The sequence below is a fragment of the Streptomyces sp. NBC_00234 genome, assembly GCF_036195325.1.
Taxonomy (GTDB): Bacteria; Actinomycetota; Actinomycetes; order Streptomycetales; family Streptomycetaceae; genus Streptomyces.
Genome location: NZ_CP108101.1, coordinates 5,594,487 through 5,610,869, shown reverse-complemented (window position 1 = coordinate 5,610,869; position 16,383 = coordinate 5,594,487). Strand labels below are relative to the sequence as shown.

At 71.0% G+C, this 16,383-nt stretch carries 16 protein-coding genes; 10 read left to right on the top strand and 6 right to left on the bottom strand.

Annotated features, from left to right (window positions below; all coding sequences use genetic code 11):
* Positions 1–85: 85 nt before the first annotated feature.
* Both OG230_RS24860 and OG230_RS24855 read right to left on the bottom strand, forming a co-directional pair.
* The gene (locus OG230_RS24860; protein WP_015578763.1) at positions 86–379 is read right to left on the bottom strand and encodes an MTH1187 family thiamine-binding protein; all 294 of its coding nucleotides are present in this window, start codon (positions 377–379) and stop codon (positions 86–88) included.
* Positions 376–726, bottom strand: a complete 351-nt coding sequence (locus tag OG230_RS24855; protein ID WP_328905940.1) for a DUF3817 domain-containing protein — start codon at positions 724–726, stop codon at positions 376–378. The genes OG230_RS24860 and OG230_RS24855 overlap by 4 nt, the downstream gene beginning before the upstream one ends.
* 150 nt (positions 727–876) lie before the next feature.
* On the opposite strand from OG230_RS24855, the gene OG230_RS24850 reads away from it, so the two are divergent.
* The 4 genes from OG230_RS24850 (at position 877) to OG230_RS24835 (ending at position 3,575) form a co-directional block, all read left to right on the top strand.
* Positions 877–1,509, top strand: coding sequence for an AIM24 family protein (locus tag OG230_RS24850; protein WP_328911518.1), 633 nt, complete (start codon positions 877–879; stop codon positions 1,507–1,509).
* A complete protein-coding gene (locus OG230_RS24845; protein ID WP_328905939.1) occupies positions 1,509–2,159 on the top strand; it encodes an AIM24 family protein in 651 nt (216 codons plus the stop codon). The genes OG230_RS24850 and OG230_RS24845 overlap by 1 nt, the downstream gene beginning before the upstream one ends.
* Positions 2,156–2,947, top strand: coding sequence for an AIM24 family protein (locus tag OG230_RS24840; RefSeq protein WP_328905938.1), 792 nt, complete (start codon positions 2,156–2,158; stop codon positions 2,945–2,947). Before OG230_RS24845 ends, OG230_RS24840 begins: the two co-directional genes overlap by 4 nt.
* 151 nt (positions 2,948–3,098) lie before the next feature.
* Entirely contained in the window at positions 3,099–3,575 is a 477-nt protein-coding gene (locus OG230_RS24835) for a MarR family winged helix-turn-helix transcriptional regulator (RefSeq protein ID WP_328905937.1), read from the top strand.
* 65 nt (positions 3,576–3,640) lie between these two features.
* Here the strand turns inward: OG230_RS24835 and OG230_RS24830 are convergent, their stop codons facing one another.
* Together OG230_RS24830 and OG230_RS24825 are read right to left on the bottom strand one after the other, a co-directional pair.
* Positions 3,641–5,074 carry a sensor histidine kinase gene (locus OG230_RS24830; protein ID WP_328905936.1) on the bottom strand — a complete coding sequence of 478 codons (1,434 nt, stop codon included), beginning with the start codon at positions 5,072–5,074 and terminating at the stop codon, positions 3,641–3,643.
* Positions 5,071–5,733: a response regulator transcription factor gene (locus OG230_RS24825; protein ID WP_328905935.1), complete on the bottom strand. Its 663-nt coding sequence runs from the start codon at positions 5,731–5,733 to the stop codon at positions 5,071–5,073. Before OG230_RS24825 ends, OG230_RS24830 begins: the two co-directional genes overlap by 4 nt.
* A gap of 117 nt (positions 5,734–5,850) precedes the next feature.
* Between OG230_RS24825 and OG230_RS24820 the strand changes: the two genes are divergently transcribed.
* A complete protein-coding gene (locus tag OG230_RS24820; protein ID WP_328905934.1) occupies positions 5,851–6,504 on the top strand; it encodes a PepSY domain-containing protein in 654 nt (217 codons plus the stop codon).
* Positions 6,505–6,573: 69 nt separating this feature from the next.
* Here OG230_RS24820 and meaB read toward each other — a convergent pair whose 3' ends face one another.
* Together meaB and OG230_RS24810 are read right to left on the bottom strand one after the other, a co-directional pair.
* Entirely contained in the window at positions 6,574–7,533 is a 960-nt protein-coding gene (gene meaB / locus OG230_RS24815) for a methylmalonyl Co-A mutase-associated GTPase MeaB (RefSeq protein WP_328905933.1), read from the bottom strand.
* Between the two features lie 29 nt (positions 7,534–7,562).
* Positions 7,563–8,765 (bottom strand): acetyl-CoA C-acetyltransferase, encoded by a 1,203-nt coding sequence (locus tag OG230_RS24810; RefSeq protein ID WP_328905932.1) that lies wholly within the window; start codon positions 8,763–8,765, stop codon positions 7,563–7,565.
* A gap of 134 nt (positions 8,766–8,899) precedes the next feature.
* Between OG230_RS24810 and mce the strand changes: the two genes are divergently transcribed.
* From mce to OG230_RS24785, 5 genes are all read left to right on the top strand, one after another.
* Positions 8,900–9,328, top strand: a complete 429-nt coding sequence (mce, locus tag OG230_RS24805; protein ID WP_328905931.1) for a methylmalonyl-CoA epimerase — start codon at positions 8,900–8,902, stop codon at positions 9,326–9,328.
* Positions 9,329–9,493: 165 nt separating this feature from the next.
* Positions 9,494–13,357 (top strand): polarized growth protein Scy, encoded by a 3,864-nt coding sequence (gene scy / locus OG230_RS24800; RefSeq protein WP_328905930.1) that lies wholly within the window; start codon positions 9,494–9,496, stop codon positions 13,355–13,357.
* Positions 13,358–13,541: 184 nt separating this feature from the next.
* Positions 13,542–14,480, top strand: a complete 939-nt coding sequence (locus tag OG230_RS24795) for a cellulose-binding protein (protein ID WP_328905929.1) — start codon at positions 13,542–13,544, stop codon at positions 14,478–14,480.
* A gap of 97 nt (positions 14,481–14,577) precedes the next feature.
* Positions 14,578–15,579 carry an ABC transporter ATP-binding protein gene (locus tag OG230_RS24790; RefSeq protein ID WP_328905928.1) on the top strand — a complete coding sequence of 334 codons (1,002 nt, stop codon included), beginning with the start codon at positions 14,578–14,580 and terminating at the stop codon, positions 15,577–15,579.
* A 5-nt stretch (positions 15,580–15,584) separates the two neighbouring features.
* Positions 15,585–16,364: an ABC transporter permease gene (locus tag OG230_RS24785; protein WP_328905927.1), complete on the top strand. Its 780-nt coding sequence runs from the start codon at positions 15,585–15,587 to the stop codon at positions 16,362–16,364.
* Positions 16,365–16,383 lie beyond the last annotated feature (19 nt).

Below are 16,383 nucleotides of genomic sequence, written 5' to 3'. Positions count from 1 at the left end.
TTGAATCCGAACGCGACAGGCCCCCGGCCGTGTGGCGGCGGGGGCCTATCGGGTGAACGCAGAGCTACGGGAGACGGACGGAGTGTCAGCCCGCCAAGTGCCGTTCCACGGTCTCGACCTTGGACGTCAGGCCGTCGGTGACGCCCGGACGGATATCTGCCTTCAGTACCAGGGAGACGCGTCCGGCGCGTGCCTCGACCGCGGCGACGGCCCGCTTGACGACATCCATGACCTCGTCCCACTCGCCCTCGATCGAGGTGAACATGGCGTCGGTGCGATTGGGCAGCCCGGACTCGCGGACCACGCGCACCGCGTCGGCGACGTACTCGCCGACGTCCTCACCGACGCCGAGCGGGGAGACCGAGAAGGCGACGATCATGCGGTGACCGTGCCTTCACGGCGGGCCCGGTCGGCGATGACGCCGTCGGACTCGTAGCGCTTGATGAGCTTGTCGCCGTACAGCCCGCCGAAGGGCAGCAGCGAGAGCAGGAAGAACAGGGCCACGCGCTGCAGCGGCCACTTGGCCTTGACCCACACGTCCAGCAGCAGCACGGCGTAGATCACGAAGAGCGCGCCGTGCAGGATGCCGAGCGGCATCATCAGGAAGTCGATGTCCGAGACGCGGCTGAGGATCGAGCCGAAGAGGATCAGCGCCGGGAAGGAGAGCGCCTCGGGAATCGAGATGAGGCGCAGCCGGTGCAGGGCGGTAGCGGTCTTGATGTCCACGGGGGCACCTTCGGTGGGAGGACGGTGACGGCTTGTGAACGCAGGCACAAGCGGCACCCATTGTGGCATCGGCCGCTCCCGGTCAGGGCGGCGGGGTCACGGGGGCCCTGTCCGCCCGGCGCGTCGGCGGCTACCGTTCTCACCGTGGCGATGTTCCGACTCCAAAACGGCAAGACGCTCGCCGTCGACCTCACGGGTGACGGTGTCAAGGCGAAGAACGGCTCGATGGTCGCGTACGAGGGCCGGATGGCCTTCAAGAAGATGTCCGGCGGCGGTGAGGGCATCCGCGGCATGGTGACCCGCCGGCTGACCGGCGAGCAGATGACCATGATGGAGGTGACGGGCCAGGGGACCTGTTACTTCGCGGACCGGGCGAGCGAGATCAGCCTGGTGACCCTGCGGGGCGACAAGCTGTACGTCGAGGCGAGCAATCTGCTGGCCACCGACGGCGGGCTGCGCACCGGCACCAGCTTCACCGGCCTGCGCGGCGGGGCGGGCGGCAACGGCCTGTTCACCACGACCGTCGAGGGCACCGGCCAGGCGGCGATCATGTCGGACGGCACGGCGGTGGTGCTGCGGGTGACGACCCAGTACCCGCTGAGCGTCGACCCGGGCGCCTACATCGCCCATCAGGGCAACCTCCAGCAGCACTTCCAGTCCGGGGTGAACTTCCGCACGCTGATGGGCGAGGGCTCCGGCGAGGCGTTCCAGATCCGTTTCGAGGGCGAGGGCCTGGTCTACGTGCAGCCCAGCGAGCGCAACACCCTCGGGGGCGATGTCTGATGCCGTTCCGTGAGATCAACTCGAAGATGGTCGAGGCCACGGTGGTCCCCGGCCAGAAGATGTACAGCCAGCGCGGCGCGATGCTCGCCTACCGCGGCGACGTCTCGTTCACCCCGAACATCCAGGGCGGCCAGGGCGGCCTCGCCTCGATGATCGGCCGGCGGGTGGCCAACGAGGCGACCCCGCTGATGACGGTGGAGGGCAACGGCACGGTGATGTTCGGCCACGGCGGCCATCACATCCAGGTGATCGGCCTCAGCGGCGACACCCTCTACGTGGAGGCCGACCGGCTGCTCGCCTTCGACGGCACGCTCCAGCAGAGCACGATGTTCATGGGTTCCCAGGGCGGGGTCATGGGCATGGTGCGCGGCCAGGTGACCGGGCAGGGCCTGTTCACCACCAGCCTCACGGGCCACGGCGCCGTCGCGGTGATGGCGCACGGCGGAGTGATCGAGCTGCCGATCACCCCGGGCCGCGAGGTGCATGTGGACCCGCAGGCGTACGTCGCGCACCACGGCGACGTACGCAACAAGCTCTCCACCGCGCTCGGCTGGCGCGACATGGTGGGGCGCGGTTCCGGCGAGGCGTTCCAGCTGGAGCTCAGCGGCAGTGGCGCGGTGTACGTCCAGGCGTCGGAGGAGAAACTGTGAGCTCGCCCGTGATCCACGATCCGATGACCCTGCCGTCGGACGACAACGTCAACGCGTACACCTTCTGCGTGGAGCTCAAGGGGAGCCAGTGGTTCCTGCAGAAGGGCAAGATGATCGCCTACTACGGGCGGATCGAGTTCAACGGGATCGGGCACGGCCGCTTCGAGCGGCTGATCCGTACGAGTTTCCACTCGCCGCTGCACGCGAGCGACTGGGTGGTGGCCGAGGGCAGCGGCAAGATGCTGCTCGCCGACCGGGCCTTCGACGTGAACTCGTTCGACCTGGAGAACGGCAATCTGACGATCCGCTCCGGCAATCTGCTGGCGTACCAGCCGACGCTGGCGCTGAAGCAGTCGATCGTGCCGGGCTTCGTGACGCTGATCGGCACGGGGAAGTTCGTGGCCGCCTCCAACGGCCCGGTGGTCTTCATGGAGCCGCCGATGCGGGTCGACCCGCAGGCGCTGGTGGGCTGGGCGGACTGCCCCTCGCCCTGTCACCACTACGACCACGGCTACATGTCGGGCGTGATGGGCGGGCTGCGGTCGCTGACGGGGATCGGTGGGGCCTCGGGCGAGGAGCACCAGTTCGAGTTCGTCGGGGCGGGGACCGTGCTGCTCCAGTCGACCGAGGTACTGATGGCCGAGCAGCCGACGGGCGCGGTGCCGCATCAGGCGGGCGTGCCGGGCGGCGGGCAGCACTCCCCCGGCGCGGGTGGTGCGGGTCAACACGGCTCCGCGCCCCGTCTGCCCGGCCAGCTGGGGGACCTCCAGCGTCGCTTCGGCTTGTGAACGGTAGGCTGCGGAGTGTGACGTCGAACGTCTGCGCCCAGCCTTCGGTCCTTGCCTTCCGGGCCACCGGGGGCACGGCGGCCCGCAGGGGTGCCGGGCGTCACACCCTCACATTTCGTCCGGCTTTCAACTTCTTAGGTAGAATCCATACATGGAGACCGAGACGGCCACTCGCTGGCTGAGCGATGCTGAGCAGTGCGCCTGGCGCACCCACCTGGACGTCAACAGGCTGCTGACGCACCAGCTGGAGAAGGACCTCCAGCCGTTCGGCCTGACCATGAACGACTACGAGATCCTGGTCAACCTGTCGGAGTCGGACGACCAGCGCATGCGGATGAGCGACCTCGCCGCGTCCACGCTCCAGTCCAAGAGCAGGCTCTCGCACCAGATCACCCGCATGGAGACGGCGGGCCTGGTCCGCCGCGAGAACTGCGAGTCCGACCGGCGCGGGCTGTACGCGGTACTGACCGAGCTCGGCTCGGAGACCATGCGGAAGGTCGCGCCGCACCATGTCGCGTCGGTACGCAAGCACTTCATGGACCTGCTGTCACCGGAGGCCCTGGCTGAGCTGCACACCGCGCTGGCCCCGATCGCGGACCATCTGCGCGGCCGGCGCGGCAAGCCGTAGGGCCTCTCGTTCGGATCATGCCGGGCTCGCGTGCCCCGGTGCGCACGCGCTGCCCGGCAGGACCGTCAGACGGACCGGGGAAGCCGGAGCCGGAACAGTGCGCCGCCCTCCGGCGCACGGTCCACCGTCAGGGTGCCGCCGTGGCGGGCCGCCACGTCCCGGGCGATGGCGAGCCCCAGACCCGCCCCGCCCTCGTCCCGGCTGCGGGCGTCGTCCAGTCGCACGAACCGCTCGAAGATCCGCTCCCGCTCCGCCTCCGGAACGCCTGCCCCGTCGTCCGTGACCTCGACGAGCACGGCGTCACGGTCCGCCGACACCGAGACGGTCACCGCACGCTCCGTATGCCGCTCGGCGTTGTCCAGCAGGTTGCCGATCACCCGGGCCAACTGCCCGCGCGAACCCTTCACTTCGAGCGGGCCCGAGTCCGCAACGGACACCGTGACCGGAACCCGGTCGCCCGTGCGCTGCGACACCTCCTCCCGTACCAGGGCGCCCAGATCGACCGCCGCCCGCCCCGGCTGCTCCCCCGCGTCCAGGCGGGCGAGCAGGAGCAGATCGGCGGCCAGGTCCTGAAGCCGTACGGTGTCGGCGACCGCCCCCGGAACATCCAGCAGTTCCGGATGGGCCGCGCCCACCTCCAGCTGGGTGCGGAGCGAGGCGATCGGGCTCCGCAGCTCGTGCGAGGCGTCCGCGACGAAGCGCCGCTGCCGGCCCACCGAGGCTTCCAGCACGGTCAGCGTCTCGTTGGTGGTGCGGGCCAGCCTGGCGATCTCGTCGCGCGAGCCGGGCTCCGGCACCCGCCGGCCCAGGTCCTCGGACGCGGTGATCGCGGCCAGTTCCCGCCGGATGCCCTCGACCGGGCGCAGCGCGCGCCGGGTCACCAGCCAGGTCACCCCTGCGACGACGAGCAGCATGACGGGCAGGCCCGTCAGCATGGCCCCGCGCACGGTGCTCACGGCCTCCTGCTCGGCCGCCAGCGGGGCGCCCGCGTGGACGGTCAGGGTCAGTCCGGCGGAGTTCGTCGCCTCGACCGTCGCGAACCGGTAGTCCGCCGTCTCGCCGTCGACGGTCGCGGTGCCGTTCGCGAAGTCCGGTTCGTCGGAGGAGACTTCGCGGCGCGCCGGGTCGTTGCGGCTGTCGTCGTCGTCCTCGCTCTCGTCCTCGTCGTCGCCGGACGCCCGCGCCGACGGGACCGGGCGGACCTGCTCCGTGCCGGTCCCCGAGACCGCCTCCAGGTCCTTGGACACGGCGACCAGCCGTCCGTCCTCGTCCGTCACCTGCACCGGATGGTCGTCCTCGTCCTCCAGGCCGAGCTCGTCGTACGGGGTGTCGAGGGCGAGCTGCCCGGCCACCTCGCGGGCGGTCACCTCCGCCTCCAGCCCCGCGCGGTCGGTGAGGTTGGCGCGCAGGACGAGGAGCACGGCGAGCCCGGCGGCGATCAGCGCGACCGCGACGACCAGGGTGGCGCCGAGCGCGGCCCTGGCCCGTACGGACCTCACAGCGCCTCCAGCCGGTAGCCGGCGCCCCGCACCGTACGGATGGCAACCGCGCCGAGCTTGCGCCGCAGGGTGCTGATGTACACCTCGACGATGTTCGGGTCGCCGTCGTAGGCGAAGTCCCACACGTGCTCCAGGATGTCCGCCTTGCTCACCACCGCGCCCGCCCGCAGGGCGAGCTGCTCCAGTACGGCGAACTCCTTGGCGGTCAGCGCGATCTCGTCCTCGCCCCGGTGGACCCGCCGGGCGGCGGTGTCCATGCGCAGGGAGCCGACCGCCAGGACGGGCGAGGCCGGGCCGCTGCCGCGCCGGCGCAGCAGCGCCCTGATCCGGGCGACCAGCACGACGTAACTGAACGGTTTGGTCAGATAGTCGTCGGCGCCGGTGTCGAGCCCCTCCGCCTCGTCGTACTCCCCGTCCTTGGCGGTCAGCATCAGGATGGGGACCTCGTGGCCGGCCGCGCGCAGGGCGGCGCAGACCCGGTAGCCGTTCATGCCGGGCAGCATGACGTCGAGGACGACGAGGTCGTACGTCCCCTCCCCCGCCCGGTGCAGCCCTTCGAGGCCGTCGTGCACGACATCCACGGCGAAGCCCTCGGCGGTGAGTCCCCCGGCCAGGGACATCGCCAGCCGCTTCTCGTCCTCCACGATCAACAGACGCATACGCACAGAGTCGCAAACCGAACCTGAAGGCGCCTTCAGGTGGCTTCAGGCTGCGTTCAGCATCGCCCCGGCAGTCTGGCTCATGTCGAACCGGACAGCACTCGGGGAGGAACCCTCATGAAGCGCAACATCGCCATCGCGGCGGTCACCGCGGCCGTACTCGTCGGCGGCGGAGCCGTCGCCACCGCCGCGTTCGCGGACGACGACGACCGCAGCGGTACGAGCAGCGCCGCGAGCAGCGGCACGAAGGCGGCCGGCAGCGGGAGCACCGGCGGAAGCGGCCAGGACAGGGGCACGGTGATCACCGTCGACCAGGCCACCGCCGCCGCGCTCCGGGCCGTCCCCGGCACGGTCACCGAGGCCGAACTGGACGACGAGGACGGTGACGACGGCAACCTCGTCTGGGAACTCGACGTCTACGGCGCCGACAAGGTCTGGCACGACGTGAAGGTGGACGCCGTCGGGGCGAAGGTGCTCGCCGACCGCAAGGACGACGACAACGACGACCGCGACCGGCACGCGCCCAGGTCCGCGGCCGTCTCCCTGAACAACGCGGCCGGCGCCGCGCTCGCCGAACGGCCCGGCACGGTGACGTCGGTCGATCTGGACGACGACGATGACGACGACCGTCGTGGCGGCGCACTGCGCTGGGACGTCGACGTCCAGGGCAAGGACGGCAGGGGGTACGAACTGACCGTCGACGCCCGCAGCGGGAAGGTCACGGTGGACCTGGACGACCAGGACGACCACCGCGACGGCGACGACGACTGACGCGCACCCGCCCGCCCCGCGCCACGGTTCCGGACCGGCCCGCACGCCGCCCCGGAACCGTCTCGCGGATCACTCCCGGCCGGTGAGCCCCGCCACCAGTTCGTCGGCCGCGGCGTACGGGTCGAGCCGGCCCGCCACGATGCGCTCGGCGAGCGCGTCCAGACGGCGGTCGCCGTGGAGATCGGCGATCCGCTCGCGCAGGGCGGTGACGGCGATCGTCTCGACCTCGTGGGCCGCACGCGCGGTGCGCCGCTCGGTCAGCACCCCGTGCTCCTCCATCCACGCCCGGTGCTTCTCCAGGGCCTCCACGACCTCGTCGATGCCCTCGCCCCGGGCCGCGACCGTCTTCACGATCGGCGGGCGCCAGTCGCCGGGCCCCCGGGTCTCCCCGAGCCCCAGCATGTGGTTGAGCTCGCGGGCGGTGGCGTCGGCGCCGTCCCGGTCGGCCTTGTTGACCACGTACACGTCGCCGATCTCCAGGATTCCGGCCTTCGCCGCCTGGATGCCGTCGCCCATGCCGGGCGCCAGCAGGACGACGGAGGTATCGGCCTGGGAGGCGATCTCCACCTCCGACTGACCGACACCGACCGTCTCCACCAGGATCACGTCGCAGCCCGCAGCGTCCAGCACCCGGATCGCCTGCGGGGCCGACCAGGCGAGACCGCCGAGATGGCCGCGGGTGGCCATGGAACGGATGTAGACGCCCGGGTCGGACGCGTGGTCCGACATCCGGATCCGGTCACCGAGGAGCGCACCCCCGGAGAACGGCGAGGACGGGTCGACGGCGAGGACGCCGACCCGCTTCCCGGCCCGCCGGTACGCGGAGACCAGCGCCGACGTCGATGTCGACTTGCCGACACCCGGCGAACCGGTGAGGCCCACGACGTACGCGTTCCCGGCCAGCGGTGCCAGGGCCGCCATCACCTCGCGCAGCTGCGGCGAAGCCCCCTCCACCAGGGAGATCAGCCGGGCCACGGCCCGCGGCCTGCCCTCCCGCGCCTGCTCGACCAGGGTGGGGACGTCCACCATCACCGCTCCGTTCACTCGTAGGGCTGTCTCTACTTGGGTACGCGGATGATCAGCGCGTCGCCCTGACCGCCGCCGCCGCACAGGGCCGCGGCACCGGTGCCGCCGCCGCGGCGCTTCAGCTCCAGGGCGAGGTGCAGGACGACGCGGGCGCCCGACATCCCGATGGGGTGGCCGAGCGCGATGGCGCCGCCGTTGACGTTCACCTTGTCGGGCGTGACGCCGAGGTCCTTCATGGACTGGACCGCGACGGCGGCGAACGCCTCGTTGATCTCGATCAGGTCGAGGTCCGCGACGTCGAGCCCGTCCTTCTTCAGGGCGTGCCGGATCGCATTGGACGGCTGCGACTGGAGCGAGTTGTCCGGGCCCGCCACGTTGCCGTGGGCACCGATCTCGGCGATCCAGTCCAGGCCGAGCTCCTCGGCCTTGGCCTTGCTCATGACGACGACCGCGGCGGCGCCGTCGGAGATCTGCGAGGAGGTACCCGCGGTGATCGTGCCGTCCTTGGCGAAGGCCGGGCGCAGCTTGCCGAGCGACTCGACGGTCGTCTCGGCGCGGATGCCCTCGTCCTTGGAGAACAGGATCGGGTCGCCCTTGCGCTGCGGGATCTCGACCGGGGTGATCTCGGCCTCGAAGATGCCGTTCTTCTGGGCGGCGGCGGCACGCTGGTGGGAGAGCGCGGCGATCTCGTCCTGGGCGGCGCGGACGAGGCCGAGGCGGGTGTTGTGCTTCTCGGTGGACTCACCCATCGCGATGTTCTCGAAGGCGTCGGTCAGACCGTCGTGGGCCATCGCGTCGAGCATCTCGATCGCACCGTACTTGTAGCCCTCACGGGACTTCGGCAGCAGGTGCGGGGCGTTCGTCATGGACTCCTGGCCACCGGCGACCACGACGTCGAACTCACCGGCGCGGATCAGCTGGTCGGCCAGCGCGATCGCGTCGAGCCCGGACAGACACACCTTGTTGATGGTGAGCGCGGGGACGTTCATCGGGATTCCGGCCTTGACCGCGGCCTGGCGTGCCGGGATCTGCCCTGCCCCGGCCTGGAGCACCTGGCCCATGATCACGTACTCGACCTGGTCGCCGCCGATGCCGGCCCGGTCCAGCGCGGCCTTGATGGCGACGCCGCCGAGGTCGGCTCCCGAGAAGGACTTGAGGGAGCCGAGGAGGCGGCCCATGGGCGTCCGGGCGCCCGCGACGATCACAGAGGTGGTGGTACCGGTCGTTCCTGACATGGGCACGGCCCCTAGGGGTGAGGAGTGAACGAGGGTTTACACGAATGTACTGAGCGGTACCCCGCCCGTCATCCGGCAGCGGGTGTGATCGCGCGCACGTTGCGTAACCATCCACGGGGCGTTGCACTGGTTCCATGCTGACGCGAATCGACCACATCGGGATCGCCTGTTTCGACCTCGACAAAACCGTCGAGTTCTACCGCTCGACCTACGGGTTCGAAGTGTTCCACTCCGAGATCAACGAGGAGCAGGGCGTGCGGGAGGCCATGCTCAAGATCAACGATACGTCCGACGGCGGCGCCTCGTACCTCCAGCTGCTGGAGCCGACCCGCGAGGACTCGGCCGTGGGCAAGTGGCTGGCCAAGAACGGGGAGGGTGTCCACCACATCGCCTTCGGGACCGCGGACGTGGACGGGGACGCCGCGGACATCCGCGAGAAGGGCGTACGGGTGCTGTACGACGAGCCCCGGACCGGTTCCATGGGGTCCCGGATCACCTTCCTGCACCCCAAGGACTGCCACGGTGTCCTCACGGAACTGGTCACGTCCCGGACGGAGCACTGACCTCCGGATACCCGGCCCGGTAGAGTGGGCGGTTCCGGGCCGGGGCCGGGCCGGGGCCGCGCCGCGTCCCTGCCGTTGATCTGTCACCATTCCCCGGGGGACCACTCGCCGGACGAGCGGTGCTCGTTTGGAGAATTGCGACCAGGGGACGGATGGGACCGCGCAGTGCGGGGCTACGAACGCCAGGAGAGCCACCGAGCTGAAGACGACCATCTCTCGCGGTTCGAAGCCGAGATGGACCGGCTGAAAACCGACCGGGAGAAGGCCGTCCAGCACGCCGAGGACCTCGGTTACCAGGTCGAGGTCTTGCGTGCCAAGCTGCACGAGGCACGGCGCAATCTGGCGAGCCGTCCCGCGTACGACAGCGCGGACATCGGCTACCAGGCCGAGCAGCTGCTCCGTAATGCCCAGATCCAGGCCGACCAGTTGCGCACCGACGCCGAGCGCGAACTGCGCGACGCCCGTGCGCAGACGCAGCGGATCCTCCAGGAGCACGCGGAGCACCAGGCCCGTCTCCAGGCGGAGTTGCACACCGAGGCCGTGCAACGGCGCCAGCGGCTCGACCAGGAACTGGCGGAGCGCCGCCAGACCGTCGAGTCCCACGTCAACGAGAACGTCGCCTGGGCCGAGCAGCTGCGCGCCCGCACCGAGTCGCAGGCCCGCAGGCTCCTGGAGGAGTCCCGCGCCGAGGCCGAGCAGTCCCTCTCGGCGGCCCGCGCCGAAGCCACCCGTCTCGCGGACGAGACCCGTCAACGGCTGGGCTCCGAGGCCGAGTCGGCCCGCTCCGAAGCCGAAGCGATCCTGCTGCGGGCCCGCAGGGACGCCGAGCGTCTGATCAACGCGGCCTCGGACCAGGCGCAGGAGGCCACCTCCCACGCCGAGCAGCTGCGTAGCTCGACGACGGCGGAGACCCAGCAGACCCGGCAGCAGACCACCGAGCTGAACCGGGCAGCCGAGCAGCGCATGCAGGAGGCCGAGACGCAGCTGCGCGAGGCCCGCCTGGAGGCCGAGAAGGTCGTCTCCGAGGCGAAGGAGGCCGCGGTCAAGCGGCTGGCCGGCGCCGAGTCGCAGAACGAACAGCGCACCCGTACGGCCAAGTCGGAGATCGCCCGGCTGGTCGGCGAGGCCACGAAGGACGCCGAGGCGCTCAAGGCGGAGGCGGAGCAGGCGCTCGCCGATGCCCGCGCCGAGGCGGACCGGCTCACGTCCGAGGCGTCCGAGAAGGCCCGCACCGCGGCAGCCGAGGACGCGGCGGCCCAGCTCGCCAAGGCCGCCAGGACGGCCGAGGAGGTGCTGACCAAGGCGTCCGAGGACGCCAGGTCCACCACCCGGGCGGCGGGCGAGGAAGCCGAGCGCATCCGCCACGAGGCCGAGGCCGAGGCCGACCGGCTGCGCGGCGAGGCCGCCGAGCAGGCCGACCAGCTCAAGGGCGCCGCCAAGGACGACACCAAGGAGTACCGGGCCAAGACGGTCGAGTTGCAGGAGGAGGCGCGCAGGCTGCGCGGCGAGGCCGAGCAGCTGCGTTCCGAGGCGGTCGCCGAGGGCGAGCGCATCCGCGGCGAGGCCCGCCGCGAGGCCCTCCAGCAGATCGAGGAGGGTGCGCGCACCGCCGAGGAGCTGCTGGCCAAGGCCAAGGCGGACGCCGACGAGCTGCGTACGTCCGCGGGCACCGAGGGCGAGCGGGTCCGCTCCGAGGCGGCCGAGCGTGCCACCGCGCTGCGCAAGCAGGCGGAGGAGACCCTGGAGCGCGCCCTCGCCGAGGCCGAGCGGCTGCGGACCGAGGCCGAGGAGCAGGCCGGGTCCACCACGGCCGCCGCCGAGCAGGCGGCAGCAGAGCTGCGCGAGGAGACCGAGCGCGCGGTCGCCGCCCGGCAGACCGACGCCGCCGACGAGCTCACCCGGCTGCACACCGAGGCCGAGAAGCGGGTCACGGCCGCCGAGGAGGCCCTCGGCGAGGCCCGCACCGAGGCGGAGCGGGTGCGCCTCGAAGCGAACGAGGAGGCCGAGCGGCTGCGCGCGGAGGCCGCCGAGCGGCTCCGCACCCTCCGGGAGCAGGCCGAGACCGAGGCCGAGCGGCTGCGCACCGAAGCCGCCGCCGACGCCGCGCAGTCCCGTGCGGAGGGCGAGTCCGTCGCCGTACGGCTGCGCAGTGAGGCAGCCGCCGAGGCGGAGCGGCTCAAGACCGAGGCGCAGGACGGCGCGGACCGGGTACGGGCCGAGGCCGCAGCCGCCGCCGAGCGGGTCGGTACGGAGGCCGCCGAGGCCCTCGCCGCCGCCCAGGAGGAGGCGAACCGGCGCCGCCGCGAGGCCGAGGAGACCCTCGGTGCCGCACGCGCCGAGGCGGACCAGGAGCGCGAGCGGGCCCGCGAGCAGAGCGAGGAGCTCCTCGCCTCCGCGCGCAAGCGCGTCGAGGAGGCGCAGACCGAGGCCCACCGCCTGGTCGAGGAGGCGGACCGCCGGGCGACCGAGATGGTCTCCGCCGCCGAGCAGACCGCTCAGCAGGTACGGGACTCCGTCTCCGGTCTCCAGGAGCAGGCCGAGGAGGAGATCGCGGGGCTGCGCTCCACCGCCGAGCACGTCGCGGAGCGCACCAGGACCGAGGCGCAGGAGGAGGCCGACCGGGTCCGCGCCGACGCCTACGCCGAGCGGGAGCGGGCCACCGAGGACGCCAACCGGGTCCGCCGCGTCGCCAACGAGGAGGCCGAGGCCGCGAAGGTACTGGCCGAGCGCACGGTCTCCGAGGCGATCACCGAGTCCGAGCGGCTGCGCGCGGACACCTCGGAGTACAGCCAGCGGATCCGTACGGAGGCGTCCGACGCCCTCGCCTCGGCCGAGCAGGACGCCTCGCGCTCCCGCGCCGAGGCCCGCGACGACGCCAACCGCATCCGCAGCGAGGCGGCCACCCAGGCCGACCTGCTCGTCGGCGAGGCGACGAACGAGAGCGAGCGGATCCGTACCGAGACGACCGCGCAGGCGGAGCGCCTCGTCCGGGAGGCCACCGAGGAAGCGGAGCGGCTGCGCGCGGAAGTCGCCGAGCAGACCACCCAGCTTCTGGGCGAGGCCACCAACGAGGCCGAGCGCCTGCGCGCGGAGGCGGCGGAGACCGTCGGTTCGGCCCAGGAGCACGCGACACGGACCCGTACCGAGTCCGAACGGGTGCGCGCCGACGCGGAGTCGGCGACCGAGCAGATGCGTTCGGAGGCCCGCCAGGAGGCGGACCGCATGCTCGACGAGGCACGCGAGGCCGCGGCGAAGCGCCGTGCCGACGCCGCCGAGCAGGCCGACCAGCTCATCAACAAGGCCCAGGAGGAGGCGCTGCGCGCCGCCACCGAGGCCGAGGAGCAGGCGGACACGATGGTCGGGGCGGCCCGCAAGGAGGCCGTACGGATCACCTCGGACGCGACGGTCGAGGGCAACACCCTGGTGGAGCGGGCCCGTACGGACGCCGACGAGCTGCTGGTCGGCGCACGCCGCGACGCCACGGCCACCCGGGAACGCGCCGAGGAGCTCCGGACCCGTCTGGAGAGCGAGATCGAGGAACTGCACGAGCGGGCCCGCCGCGAGACCTCCGAGCAGATGAAGACCGCCGGCGAGCGTGTCGACAAGCTGATGAAGGCGGCGACGGAGCAGCGCGACGAGGCCGCCGCGAAGGCCAAGGAGCTGCTGGCCGACGCGAATTCGGAAGCCGGCAAGGTCCGGATCGCCGCGGTGAAGCGCGCCGAGTCGCTCCTCAAGGAGGCCGAGCTCAAGAAGGCCAGCCTGATCGCCCAGGCCGAGAAGCTGCGCGCCGAGGCGGAGGCCGAGGCGAAGCAGACCGTGGACGAGGGCCGGCGTGAGCTCGATGTGCTCGTGCGCAGGCGCGAGGACATCAATGCGGAGATTTCCCGTGTCCAGGACGTGCTCGAAGCGTTGGAGTCTTTCGAGGCGCCGACGGGTGGCGGGAAGACGGCCAACGGAAGTACGCCCGGTGGCGTCAAGGCCGGAGCCGCCGCGGCCAACCGTTCGGGTGGCAAGTCGTCCGAGGGCTAGCCGGTCCACCGCGCCACATGCTTCGACATGGACATTCAACCCTTCGAGTGGCAAGCGCTCCGGAGGTCAGCCACTCAAAAGGGGTGTCATTCTCCAGATCAAAGCGGCATCTGCACGTTGACACGCCGCTCAGGCCCCTAGGATTCCCCCTATCACCTCACCGGTCTCATTCGACAGGAACCCCATGAGTGACCCTTCCTCCCCCTTCGGCTTCGAGCTCGTGCGACGTGGTTACGACCGCGGTCAGGTGGACGACCGCATTACCAAGCTCGTCGCCGACCGTGATAGTGCTCTGGCCCGAATCACCTCTCTGGAAAAGCGCATCGAGGAGCTCCACCTCGAAACGCAGAACGCCCAGGCCCAGGTAAACGACGCCGAGCCGTCGTACGCCGGGCTGGGTGCGCGCGTCGAGAAGATCCTCCGCCTCGCCGAGGAGGAGGCGAAGGACCTGCGCGAGGAGGCCCGTCGCGCCGCCGAGCAGCACCGCGAGCTGGCCGAGTCGGCCGCCCAGCAGGTGCGCAACGACGCGGAGTCGTTCGCCGCCGAGCGCAAGGCGAAGGCCGAGGACGAGGGCGTTCGCATCGTCGAGAAGGCCAAGGGTGAGGCGACCACGCTGCGCACCGAGGCGCAGAAGGACGCCCAGCAGAAGCGCGAGGAGGCCGACGCCCTCTTCGAGGAGACCCGCGCCAAGGCCGCCCAGGCCGCCGCGGACTTCGAGACGAACCTGGCGAAGCGCCGCGAGCAGTCGGAGCGCGATCTCGCGTCCCGTCAGGCGAAGGCCGAGAAGCGTCTCGCCGAGATCGAGCACCGCGCCGAGCAGCTCCGCCTGGAGGCCGAGAAGCTCCGCACGGACGCCGAGCGCAGGGCCCGTCAGACGGTGGAGACGGCGCAGCGCCAGGCCGAGGACATCGTGGCCGACGCGAACGCCAAGGCCGACCGCATCCGCAGCGAATCGGAGCGCGAGCTGGCGGCGCTCACCAACCGCCGCGACTCGATCAACGCTCAGCTGACCAACGTCCGCGAGATGCTGGCGACGCTGACCGGTGCCGCGGTGGCCGCCGCCGGCTCCCCGGTGGACGACGAGCCCGCCACCCGCGGGGTTCCGGCTCAGCAGACCCGCTGACCCCGGAGTACCGCAGCTGTACCCCCTGACAGGCTCACGCGCGCCCGGTTCCGCCCTTGTGGTGGCGCCGGGCGCGCGGCCGTTCTAGCGTGAACGCATGATCGAGCTTGAGGGCCTCACCAAGCGATTCGGCGACAAGGTCGCCGTCGACCATCTGTCGTGCCAGGTCAGACCGGGAATGGTGACGGGTTTTCTCGGCCCCAACGGGGCGGGGAAATCGACCACGATGCGGATGATGCTCGATCTCGACAACCCCACCAGCGGCACGGTGCGCATCGACGGCAGGCACTACCGCGAGCTGGAGGAGCCGCTCAAGTACATCGGGGCGCTGCTCGACGCCAAGTCGATGCACGGTGGCCGCAGCGCGTACAACAATCTCCTCTGTCTCGCGCAGAGCAACCGCATCCCGACGAGCCGGGTCGCGGAAGTCCTCGACATGGTCGGACTCAGCGCGGTGGCGCGGAAGAAGTCGAAGGGTTTCTCGCTCGGCATGGGCCAGCGCCTGGGAATCGCTTCGGCGCTCCTCGGCAATCCCGAGATCCTGATGTTCGACGAGCCGGTCAATGGTCTGGACCCCGAGGGAATTCACTGGATCAGGAATCTGATGAAGGCCCTCGCGGCCGAGGGCCGGACGATCTTCGTCTCCTCCCATCTGATGAGTGAAATGGCACTGACCGCCGATCACTTGATCGTGATCGGCCAGGGCAGACTGCTGGCCGACACCTCAATGGCCGACTTCATCCACGACAACTCCCGCAGTTACGTACGGCTGCGCTCCCCGCAGCAGGAGCGGCTGCGCGACGTGCTGCACGGGGAGGGCATCGTCGCCGTCGAGTCGGGCAACGGCACCCTGGAGATCGACGGCGCCACCACCGAGCAGCTCGGTGAGCTCGCCGCCCTCCACCAGATCGTGCTGCACGAACTGAGCTCCCAGCGGGCCTCGCTGGAGGAGGCGTTCATGCAGATGACCGCGGGCTCCGTCGAGTACCACGCGCACTCGGAGGGCGACGCCGCGCTGCAGGCTCCCCCGGGACCGCAGTGGGGCGCGGACTGGGACCGGACGACCAGCGGCGTTTCGAATGACGGCAAGGGAGCATGACCACGATGGCATCGGTACCCGCGGTCCTGACCTCCGAGTGGACCAAGATCCGTACGGTCTCCTCGACCACCTGGACCCTCATCTCCGCGTTCGCCGTCACCGTCGCCATGAGCGCGGCACTCTGCGCACTGATGAACTCCCAGTTCGACGACCTCTCCGACGCGGAGCGGGCCACCTTCGACCCGACCTTCGTCAGCTTCTCCGGGATGATTCTCGGTCAGCTCGCGATGGTGGTCTTCGGTGTGCTGGTGGTCGGTACGGAGTACAGCTCCGGCATGATCCGTACGTCACTGGCGGCCGTGCCCCAGCGCGCCACGTTCCTCTTCAGCAAGATCGCGGTGGCGGGCGTCCTGGCCCTGGCGGTCGGCCTCGCGACGAGCTTCATCTCGTTCTTCCTCGGTCAGGCACTGCTCGGCGACCACCGCACGGACCTCGCCGCGGACAACGTGCTGCGGGCCGTCGTCGGCGGTGGCCTCTACATGGGCCTCATCGCGATCTTCTCGATGGGCGTGGCCGCGATGCTGCGCAGTTCCATGCTGTCGCTCGGCATCCTGATGCCGTTCTTCTTCCTCGTCTCGCAGATCCTGTCGGCCGTCCCGGGCGCCAAGAGCGTGGCCCGCTACTTCCCCGACCAGGCCGGATCGAAGATCATGCAGGTGGTGCCGGACGCGATGAACAGCGACCCGGCTCCGTACGGTCCCTGGGGCGGTCTCGGCATCATGCTGGTGTGGGTGGTGGCCGCGGTGATCGGCGGTTACGCCGTGCTGAAGGAGCGCGACGCGTAACAACTTGGCTGGAACCGTC

Excerpts from the sequence above, each read along its gene's own strand:
- meaB (WP_328905933.1), bottom strand. The coding sequence starts at position 7,533 with ATGGTGGACGTCCCCACCCTGGTCGAGCAGGCGCGGGAGGGCAGGCCG.
- OG230_RS24810 (WP_328905932.1), bottom strand. The coding sequence starts at position 8,765 with ATGTCAGGAACGACCGGTACCACCACCTCTGTGATCGTCGCGGGCGCC.
- OG230_RS24795 (WP_328905929.1), top strand. The coding sequence starts at position 13,542 with ATGAGTGACCCTTCCTCCCCCTTCGGCTTCGAGCTCGTGCGACGTGGT.
- OG230_RS24825 (WP_328905935.1), bottom strand. The coding sequence starts at position 5,733 with ATGCGTCTGTTGATCGTGGAGGACGAGAAGCGGCTGGCGATGTCCCTG.
- mce (WP_328905931.1), top strand. The coding sequence starts at position 8,900 with ATGCTGACGCGAATCGACCACATCGGGATCGCCTGTTTCGACCTCGAC.
- OG230_RS24845 (WP_328905939.1), top strand. The coding sequence starts at position 1,509 with ATGCCGTTCCGTGAGATCAACTCGAAGATGGTCGAGGCCACGGTGGTC.
- OG230_RS24850 (WP_328911518.1), top strand. The coding sequence starts at position 877 with ATGTTCCGACTCCAAAACGGCAAGACGCTCGCCGTCGACCTCACGGGT.
- OG230_RS24835 (WP_328905937.1), top strand. The coding sequence starts at position 3,099 with ATGGAGACCGAGACGGCCACTCGCTGGCTGAGCGATGCTGAGCAGTGC.
- OG230_RS24820 (WP_328905934.1), top strand. The coding sequence starts at position 5,851 with ATGAAGCGCAACATCGCCATCGCGGCGGTCACCGCGGCCGTACTCGTC.
- OG230_RS24860 (WP_015578763.1), bottom strand. The coding sequence starts at position 379 with ATGATCGTCGCCTTCTCGGTCTCCCCGCTCGGCGTCGGTGAGGACGTC.
- OG230_RS24790 (WP_328905928.1), top strand. The coding sequence starts at position 14,578 with ATGATCGAGCTTGAGGGCCTCACCAAGCGATTCGGCGACAAGGTCGCC.
- OG230_RS24785 (WP_328905927.1), top strand. The coding sequence starts at position 15,585 with ATGGCATCGGTACCCGCGGTCCTGACCTCCGAGTGGACCAAGATCCGT.